This window comes from Massilimicrobiota sp. An80 (assembly GCF_002159255.1).
Taxonomy (GTDB): domain Bacteria; phylum Bacillota_I; class Bacilli_A; order Erysipelotrichales; family Coprobacillaceae; genus Allocoprobacillus; species Allocoprobacillus merdigallinarum.
The window spans coordinates 1-10296 of record NZ_NFHI01000066.1 but is presented as its reverse complement, the minus strand read 5'-3'; the positions used below and the strand labels follow the sequence as shown (position 1 = coordinate 10296).

Genomic DNA, 10296 nt, shown 5'->3' with positions numbered 1-10296 from the left:
TATTACATCTTGAAATCAGAAGAAGAGAAAAGATGTTTTTTTATTGCCTAAAAACAGAAAAAGAAAAGAGCTGAAACAAAATCAACTCTTTAAAAAGTTATTTCGTTACAGCCCCTTTAAAATTCTACACCATGGTTGATATGTAAATAATAGACAATAGCTTTGACATCTTGATGGTACATATCCATCAAGACTTTTTTATAATAATCTAATTGAATCTGATGTTTTTGTATTAAAATATCATCAGCACTATTTTGTGAAACACGATCAGTCTTATAGTCTAAGACATAAATTTGATTTTGATAAATAAATACCAAGTCGAAAATACCATGAATGGTTTGTTGGAGTGTTTCATCATAATAGGCAAAATGTTTTTCTTTATAGATATAATCTGCTTTTTGAATCATTTGATAATAAGGGCTATCAATGAATCCTTGTATTTTACCTTGATATTGATCAAGTATATCTTTTCCATCATCATCAATTAATTTTTCTTGATAAAGTTGTTGAATCAATGTTTCGATATGATCTTCTTTGAATGTCAGATAACTTAAAAGTAAGTGGACTAATGTTCCTTTGTCACTGGCACTCATAGAGAAGCTTTCATTGTCGTCTGTTATTGAAGCGTGACTTTGATCTTGAATATGAGGAAGTTTTGTCACTGCTAGAGTTAATGGTTTGCTTGTATCATAAGGGTATTGGAATGATTGATATCGTTCTTGTATTTGACTATCAATCATTTCATTTTGTTTGGATGTTTGAATTATTTTTTCTTCAATGTCTTGATCATTTGTTAGTGTCAAGGAGAACATAGCATGTTCAGTTGAATCAAAAGTCAGATATTTTTCAAAATGATATTGTTGAAGTTTTTTGGCTAAAGGCTTTAATTCCTCATGATTGAAGCATTGTTGAATAATTTGAGGATGACGGAAAATAGCAGCTAAAATCCATGAAAGATAATTGTTTGTTTTGCGCATACGATTATAAAGTAGTACATGTTCAGCATTTTTCTTATGATAAATATCAGGATGTTCATTGATGATTAATTTGTTCATTATATCTTTGATTTCATCAATGCTTTTGATGACACCAGTTAAAATGAGCTTTTGAGAAGCACGAGTCAAAGCAACATATAAAATACGCATCTCTTCATTGATAGATTCATCTAATTGATGTCTGGCAATCATATTACGATAACAGTTTTCATATTCAACTGTGATTTCTCCATATTGTTCACTTGGAACACGACATCTTGGTTTTACTGCAATACCTAATTGTTTATCAATCATAAAGCGTTCTTTGCTGTCTTGTGTATTAAATTGTTTGTGTGTCTGACAGACAAAAACAATCGGAAATTCTAAACCTTTAGATTTATGAATTGTCATGAATTCAACATAATCATCATTTTGTGAAGCGACAATAGCTGGTGCTAAATCAGCTGATTGTTCAAACATATCAATGATATCATGAAGATAAGGATATTGTTGTTGATATTGTTTAACAACTTCCAATAACAACTGTAAATTTGCTTTTCTTTGTTCACCATTGACAAGCTGACAGACAAAGAGTGGATAGTCTGTGACTTCATAAATCTTTTTCAATAAATCATAAGGTGAATGTTGATAGCTAAAAGCTCTGAGTTCCTCAAAGACTTTTAAAAATTGGATGATTTGTTGATCAGATGATAATTGTAATGTTTCATAAAGAGATAAATCTTTATGGTTTACACGTAATGATGCAATCTGATCTAAAGGAATATAGGAACATGTATAAGGCTGATTGAGTACGCTTAATAAGGCAATATCATTGTAAGGATTATCAAGGGCCTTTAAAAATGTCAGCATATTTTCAATTTCATTTGCCTTTAAAAATCCTTGTGATAAAACGATATGGTTAGGGATGTGGTATTGATCAAAAACTTTTTTAAATGTTAAAAAGGAAACTGTTGATCGCATTAAAACAACCATATCTTTATAAGATACTTTTTTTCCATCTAAACGCATTGTTTCCTTAAGTTGTAATATTTTCTGTGCAACCATATGAGCTTCATATTGTTCTTTATCTAAAGAAGATTGAGGATTATAGATATCAATCAATACTTCTGTTTGACGCATATCATCTTGAAAGAAACGTTCACGTGCTTCTTTTTGATGTCCTGCTTCTTTGCCATCATAGTCATAATTTAAACGGGCACTGTCATCTAAATAATATTCCAGTCCACCAATTTGTGTATCCATAATTTGATTAAAAATAAAATTGATAGAGTCTAAAACAATTTTAGAAGAACGATAATTAAAGACAAGATCAATTCTTCTTGTTTGACTATTTAAACATTCTTCATCAGTTAATGAAAAATGATTATATTTATCAAGAAAGATTTGAGGATCAGCTTGTCTAAAACGATAGATAGACTGTTTCATATCACCAACCATAAATAGAGGAATATAAGGTTTTTGATATTTAGAAATCAGTGAAATGAGTGATTCTTGAATCTGATTGGTATCCTGATACTCATCAATCATGATTTCTTTTAAGCGATGATACAAAATATCCACAATACCATATTCAGGTGATAATAACTGATGTGTATAACTTTCCAGATCAGCAAAATCTAGCTGATTAAGCTCTTTTTTTCTTTGTTGATAAGCTTGTTGGAATTGATCCAACAGTTGACCTTTAGAAAGCAACATATTAATAGCCTGATAGCTGACTTGAAGCTTTTGAATTAAATCTTCACTATGATCTTCTAAATAGGCATCAGCTGATTTTTGATAAGAAGATAAAATATCACTTTTCAATTTGGTAAAAGTCTTTTTGATCTGTGGATCGACTTCTTTCCAAGACATATTATAGGCTTTATCAACAGGAGCTTTGATTAAAGAAACCATAGTATCATAAGTGATAGCATGTGATAATGCCTGAAGACGTTCATCTAAATAATCATAATAAGCATCAAAAGGAACCTTTAATAATTGATTCTTTTCAGTCTGTTCATCAGGTCTTTCATAAAAATCAGTGAGATTATTTTGTTCACAGAATATTTGGAGTTCAATCAATTTATTCATAGCCATTGTGACTTCATCATAGAAAATATTTTTTAAATAAGGAAACAAAGGCCAATTTTCTAAAGATGAGGAAAGACTATCATAATTATTTGTTTTCATCTGATCAATAAAATCATAAAAATGATCAATAGAATGAGAAATATTATCAATAGATAATAATAAAGATTGAAAATCATCTAAAGAATAACCAGGAAAATATAAGGAAAGAAAATCACGAATATTTTCATCTTGAATCCATTGTTCTAAACATCCTGTAAGAACTTCTTTTTTGATGATAGTAGGATCACTGTTGATTTCAAATCCAGGCATAACGCCAACGAGATATCCATATTTCATCAATAATAAATTACAAAAACCATGAAAGTTTGTAATATAGGCATGAGGAAGATTAAAAATTTGACGTTGTAAATGTGTTTTTAATTTTTCATCAATAGGTGAAGATACAAGTTCATTGAGTTCTTCAGTCAGTCTTTGTTTCATCTCATGTCCAGCTGCCTGTGTAAATGTTACCACCAGGAAATCTGAAATTTCATATCCTTCTTTTAATAATTCAATAATACGACTGACAAGAATTTTCGTTTTTCCACTTCCCGCAGGAGCACTAACTAAAATAGAAGAATCTCTTTGTTGGATAGCTTTTAATTGTCCAGCATTAAACGGCATCGTCTTCACCTCCTAATATTTTTTCAACATCTAAGAATTCAACAAGCTGATAATCATTATAGAAAACATCAAAACCACAAATACTATGATATGGACAATAAAAACAAGGATTCACTAATGTATGTGTTGCTTTTTGATCACTACCCTTTGGCGCAATATCAATATGTCCATCCATCATATTTTGATAAAGTTCATAAATATGATCGCTGATCTTTTCAAATAAAATATGAAGTTGTTCAGTAGAAAGAATTTGTCCCTTATATTCATCTCTGCTTTTGACATAAGAGACTGGTATCAACGCAGAACGTCTATCAAAAGTAGGGTCTAAATTCAAAAGACTTTGATGACTGCCATCATCAACGATATAACCATTGTAACGATATTGTTTGATCCAGTCATCTTCATTAATGGCTTCATGCATACTTTGTTGTACGCTTAAAATACGTTTTTTCGTATTGAAATATAAAACAGCACCTGGATTTTTATCCATCATTTTTGTCACCATATCTAAATAGACAAGCATCTGAATATGAAAACCTTGCATAGCAAGATTGAGATCAATGCTTTTGGCACTTGATTTATAATCAATAATAGAGACATAATCTTCATAGACATCAATACGATCAACAATACCTTTAAAATTGATATCATGAATTGTATTTTTGACTTTTTTCTCTTTATATTGAACATGGAAATTGCCCGTATTTAAGAATTGTTTAAGCACTTTTAGAGTAATTTGTAAATCTTGAGTTAATTGTTCAATAAAGTATTGATTGACATGGGAGTGAGCTATTTTTTGCGAAAGAGTTTCATGATCTTGAAGATATTGATCAACAAGTTGAGAAATATCATCAGATTGATCTATATTCATAGATAAAACATAATGAATGAGAGAACCAAGTTCATTCGGTAATAATTTTTGATCTTGAATAGGATAAATGCCTAAACCATATTGAATAAAGTAGAGGAAAGGACATTGATTATAAGTTTCAATTTGACTGACTGAAAGATATGAACTATATAAAGACTGTGTCAACTCAGGTGTTAATGAATCTGGCTGATGATGTGATGATAAATAATGTGCAATGTTTTGATTCAAAGTTTCTTTATGAGTTGCTTTTCCGTTGGCTATATAGTATTGATCTAAAGGTAGAAATTGAAGTGGAGAAAGTTTTTGGAAGGTATACATTTGAGTCAATTGTTTGTATAAAGAAGAAGGAAGCAAGGTTTCTCCAGACAATGAGTTCATCGCTAATGAAACAGTTAATGTTGAAAATGGTGTTGTCAGTATTTTAAAAATATCATTTTCATGAACACCTAATTGTTCACTGGTTGTAAGAGGAGTTGAGATATTTTCTTTTCTTAACAATTCAATATCTTCATCTAATAATAAAGATGTATCTTTAATGCTTTGAGGTAAGATGGTTTCATTCATTCCTAAGATAAATAAATGCGTTGAAGGCATCGCTTCACCTTGTCCAATCATATAAACATGAATTTCATCTTGTCTTTTTTCTAAAGTTTGTTTAGATTTTGGAAATGTCATTTGGAAAAACTCTATGAATTCTTGTGGAGATATTTGACCATCAAGTTCGCTTATTTTTTGAAGATAGTCCTGATAATCCTTGTCAAGTTCCAGTGCAAGTAATTCGACTGCAAGTTCATGGAAAGTATGTCCTTGGCATTGTTTGAATTGTTGTAAAATCAGTTGATAACTTCGCTCATAACAGCGCTCTTGTTGATAAGGTAAGGAATGAGGTATATGTAATTCATCAAGAATAGTTAATAAATCATCCTGATAATTTTGATTAGGATAAATGATTGTAAAATCCTGGTAATGAAGATTTTCATCCACAATTTTTTGATAAATTGTATATACAACACGTTGTATTTCCTGATAAGGTGTTCCTGCAACAAAGCTGTACATGTGTTGTGTTTCCTTTGTTGAAACGGGTTCTTGACTAAAAAGATGTTGTGTGAAATAAGTTCGTTGATCAATGACTTGACTTGTTTGACATAAATGATGATAAGGTAAATTGAATAAACGCTCATCATGTTGATAAGTATAAAGACAAGTGACATCACATGTTGTTGCTAAACGTTGAATAATATCTTGACGTTGTTTTTGATAAAGATGATCAGCTTCAATGATGAGATGGTCTTGTTCATGAAATGTGACATTTTGAAATAAACTTTCTAATGTCAAATGCGTATAACTATCAAGACGTGATAAAAGTGATTGATAAATATGCCAGAAATCTTGAAGTTTTGTATGGTGAATATCTTGGTAGTTGATTTGATAAAGTTCGTAATCTTTGATAAGTGGAATTAATTCATTAATGAAAGGTAATGGATTTTCCATATCAAAACAATGAAATGTTTCTTCATTAAAGATATTTCTTAAGTGATAAACCCATTCTACTTGAGAAAGTAAATGGTGTTGCGTTAAATGATATTGAAGCTGTAATTGTTTTAAATATTGATTCCAGCTCATAATTTGAATATTGACCAAACAATGCGTATATTGAAAAAATATGTTTTCAATAAAAGCTGGTTGATCACAGATATAAATATATTGTTCAAAAGGATGATTTTGAGCTTCTTGAACATACTTTTGAATGATTTGATGACGTTTATAATCTTGATTTAAGCCACTGATGATTTGCATTCTTTTCACCTCGTTTTCTAAGACGCATAAAAAAGTCTTTTTGGAATGTCAAATATTGGAAAATAGAAAATGAATAGATATAATAGAATCAATAAAGATGATGTTTATTGATATTGAATAAAGAAAGGAATATTTATGTATGGGAATAACATATGAAATCTTAAAAGGCATTTTAGATGCCTATGCTTATGAAATTGTCTTTGTCGATCGACAACATATAGTACGTTATATGAATCAAACAGCTAAACAAAGATATGGCGATAGAGTTCAGGTTGGACAAAGTTTATTTCGTTGTCATAATGAAAATTCTCGTCAAAAAATTGAAATGTTTTTACAAAGAGCCGATCAGGGTGAAGATGAAATGTTTGAAACACTCAATCAAAAAACAGGTGAAAGAGAATTTTTTGTACCTGTTAGAGTCGATGGTCAAGTGATTGGTTATTTTGAAAGACACGAAGCTCCATGGGATGAAGGTCATCCAGACATACCAGTAACAGAATATTGGAAACGTAGAAAATGAGAAAAAAGATTATGTTTGAAAAGCGTAATCTTTTTTTCATCATCTTTTTATAATTGTTCGCATTCTTGTAACCACAATGCAACATTTGCATCACTAGGCATTCTTAAATCGCCGCGAGGTGATAAAGCAACACTACCGACTTTTGGACCATCTGGAATACATGAACGTTTAAATTGTTGTGTAAAGAAACGACGATAGAAAGTTGTCAGCCATTTCTTGATTGTTGGAGCATCATACTGATCTTGGAAAGTATGACAGGCAATACGATAAAGTTTTCTTGGTTCATAATGGAATCTGGCATGATGATATAAGAAGAAATCATGCAGTTCATATGGACCCACAATGTCCTCTGTTTTTTGAACGATTTCATTATCCTTGGCAGGAAGTAATTCTGGTGAAACAGGAGTATTCAAGATATCCTGTAATGTATCATGAAGAGGCTGCCCTTCATACAATGAAGATACATAATCTACTAAATATCGCACTAATGTTTTAGGAACTGAAACATTGACCGCATACATGCTCATATGATCACCATTATAAGTAGACCATCCTAAAGCGACTTCTGATAAATCTCCTGTTCCGATGACAATACCACCTTCCTGATTGGCGATATCCATTAAAACTTGTGTACGTTCTCTCGCCTGACAGTTTTCATATGTCACATCATGAACATTTTTGTCATGCCCAATATCTTGAAAATGTTGTTTTACAGCATCCCCAATATCCACTGTTAAGGAAGTCACATTTAATTCTTCCATCATTTTTAAAGCATTGTTTTTAGTACGAGATGTTGTTCCAAAACATGGCATTGTTACAGCAATAATATCCTGAGATGGGTATCCTAATTTTTGATAAGCCATATTAGCAACAAGTAATGCAAGTGTAGAATCTAAACCACCTGAAATTCCAATGACGACTTTTTTGATATGTGCAGCTTTTAATCTTTGAATCAAACCATGAATTTGAATATCAAAAACTTCCTGACAACGCATTGCACGTTGATCCTTATTGCTTGGTACAAAAGGATGTGGATCATATGTACGTGTCAGTTCAATATCTTCATCTACTAATGTAAAAGGTATGATCTGATAATGATCCTGACGATTATCATAAGTTGTCATTTCCACACGTTCACTTACTATTTTTTCCATATCCATATCAGCAAAGATGATACCTTCACTATATTGTTGAGATTGAGCTAAAAGACTTCCATTTTCAGCAATCAAATGATGATTACTAAAAACAACATCAGTAGAAGACTCACCTAATCCAGCATTACAATAAGCATAGCCACAAATGAGTCTGGCACTATGAGAAGTGACCAATAGACGACGATAATCTGATTTTGATGTCAAATCATTGCTGGCAGAAGGATTCAAAATTAATGTTGCACCATTTAAACAATGTAAGGTACTTGGTGGTAAAGGTGCCCATAAATCTTCACAGATTTCAATACCGATTTTTAATTCGGGATGACTTTGACATTCAAATAATAAACGTGAAGAAAATGGATAAGTCTGACCATTGATTGTAATGACTTCATCATTGTCTAAAGCACTGGCAAAATGACGTCCTTCATAAAACTCATGATATGTAGGGATATATGTTTTAGGAACAACACCTAATATATCTCCATGACATACTGTTATGGCACAGTTATAAAGTTTGTTTTTCAAAATCATTGGACACCCAAAAGTAAACAATATATCTAAATCTTTTGTCTGTTCGCATATAGTAGTGATTTGTTTGTTGACTTCGTTTAAAACACGTTTTTGATAAAATAAATCTTCAATTGTATATCCAGTTAAACAAAGCTCTGGAAAAATAAGAATCTTGATATGTTTTTCATTAGCTTCTTTAACATAAGATATGATTCTTTGTGCATTGTATTGAACTTGACCTAACGATACTTCAAAATTTGCACAACCTACTCTTATAAATCCATCTTTCATGAATATTCCTCCATTTAATTGATTATATGAAAAAGATATTTATATCTTAGCATTTATTGATTGAAAAGTCACCATGAGTATGCAGAACATATAAAATCATTTAATATAAATCCATATATTAAGATATGGATTGGTATTTATTAATTAAAAAGACTCCATAACTATACAGAATGTTTAAATTTATCTGGTATATACCTTTTTGAAGAAATGTTTTGATATTTATTGGTAAAAAGTGATGTTATGACTATATCACCATAACTATCATTTTCAAGCAAATGGATATTCATTCTTATATACTAGTGATGCCATGACTATAAATATCATCAATTTTATGCATTTCATTGAAATAATGTTCACCAAAGATATAATAAAAATAAAGACAAACTATTAAATGTCAATAATTAATTTAAAAAATTGATTTTAATAGTGTTTGTCCTGATTGAGAGGAGCAATCCGATGTTCTTTGATGTATTTAGTGGATTTTTAGGTGCACTAAAAACAAATTTTCAAAATATATATTTTGAAAGCTCTTACATTTTAGATTTTCTGCTTTTTTAAGCTATTGATTCGGTCGTTTCGTTTTTATAAACAAAGCGATGAATTTCACCATTGACATCAGAATATTGATAAATCTGTTTTCTGGTATTCTTTGGAAAATCTAAAGATATTGAATTGAAGAACGTATTTCGGGTTTCTTCTGGTAATCGCATGATATTTTCATGCATGATTACAAAACTGCTTTCGTTTTTCATGATTGAATAGATATATCTGGCAATACGATTGGCAACTGCAATAACTGCCAGTTTATGACGCTTCTTATTTCCGTTCTTCACTCTTTCAAATAAGTGCTTAAGAACAGGATTGTGTCGTCTGGCAAATTCAGCAATCATGTAAAGAGCGTGTCTCAGATATCTTGATCCTTTCTTGGAAATCTTGCCCATGATTTCCACGGACTTGCCGGAACGCTTGTTTCGTGGCGATGAACCGCTGTAAGAGACATAATGGTCAGCATTCTTGAATCTGAAGATGTCTCCGGTTTCAGCGATGATAACAGCAGCTGTCAAAGGACCACAGCCAGTGATGGTCATCAATAGACTGTAGACATTAAAAGTGGAAGCAAGCTTTCTGATATCTTTTTCAATCAGTTTCAATTGTGCACGAATATTGAAGATGCTTTCAACAGTGTTGAAAATAACACATCTTATATAATCGGATACATGTGGAACCAGTGTATCCTGAGCATAATTGAATAGCTTATCTATCTTATCCATATTGCATCGATGTTTGGATGCTTCATAAACGAGAGAAAACACTTCATTTTTGGAAGCATTTATGATATCATGCGAAGTAGGATATTGAGATAAGACAGCTAGAAAAGCAGCTGATTTAGGTTCAAAAACATACTGAAGTTCAGGGAAATAACAA

The 10296-nt window shown here is 31.1% G+C and carries 5 protein-coding genes; 1 reads left to right on the top strand and 4 read right to left on the bottom strand.

All coding sequences use genetic code 11. The annotated features are described in order from the left end of the window. Positions 1–116: 116 nt before the first annotated feature. Positions 117–3728, bottom strand: a complete 3612-nt coding sequence (locus B5G32_RS12575; protein ID WP_087936845.1) for a UvrD-helicase domain-containing protein — start codon at positions 3726–3728, stop codon at positions 117–119. Next, positions 3718–6396 (bottom strand): PD-(D/E)XK nuclease family protein, encoded by a 2679-nt coding sequence (locus B5G32_RS12570; RefSeq protein WP_087936844.1) that lies wholly within the window; start codon positions 6394–6396, stop codon positions 3718–3720. Before B5G32_RS12570 ends, B5G32_RS12575 begins: the two co-directional genes overlap by 11 nt. 139 nt (positions 6397–6535) lie before the next feature. Between B5G32_RS12570 and B5G32_RS12565 the strand changes: the two genes are divergently transcribed. Beyond that, positions 6536–6916 (top strand): PAS domain-containing protein, encoded by a 381-nt coding sequence (locus B5G32_RS12565; protein WP_087936843.1) that lies wholly within the window; start codon positions 6536–6538, stop codon positions 6914–6916. A 47-nt stretch (positions 6917–6963) separates the two neighbouring features. Here B5G32_RS12565 and B5G32_RS12560 read toward each other — a convergent pair whose 3' ends face one another. Beyond that, complete coding sequence (locus B5G32_RS12560) at positions 6964–8871, bottom strand: NAD(+) synthase (RefSeq protein WP_087936842.1); 1908 nt, start codon at positions 8869–8871, stop codon at positions 6964–6966. Positions 8872–9425: 554 nt separating this feature from the next. Next, positions 9426–10296 (bottom strand): transposase (locus tag B5G32_RS12555; RefSeq protein WP_158094025.1); only part of this gene is annotated, 871 nt, incomplete at its 5' end.

What these genes read in the sequence shown, in the direction of transcription:
- B5G32_RS12575 (WP_087936845.1), bottom strand. Translation starts at nt 3,728, where the DNA reads ATGCCGTTTAATGCTGGACAATTAAAAGCTATCCAACAAAGAGATTCT.
- B5G32_RS12570 (WP_087936844.1), bottom strand. Translation starts at nt 6,396, where the DNA reads ATGCAAATCATCAGTGGCTTAAATCAAGATTATAAACGTCATCAAATC.
- B5G32_RS12565 (WP_087936843.1), top strand. Translation starts at nt 6,536, where the DNA reads ATGGGAATAACATATGAAATCTTAAAAGGCATTTTAGATGCCTATGCT.
- B5G32_RS12560 (WP_087936842.1), bottom strand. Translation starts at nt 8,871, where the DNA reads ATGAAAGATGGATTTATAAGAGTAGGTTGTGCAAATTTTGAAGTATCG.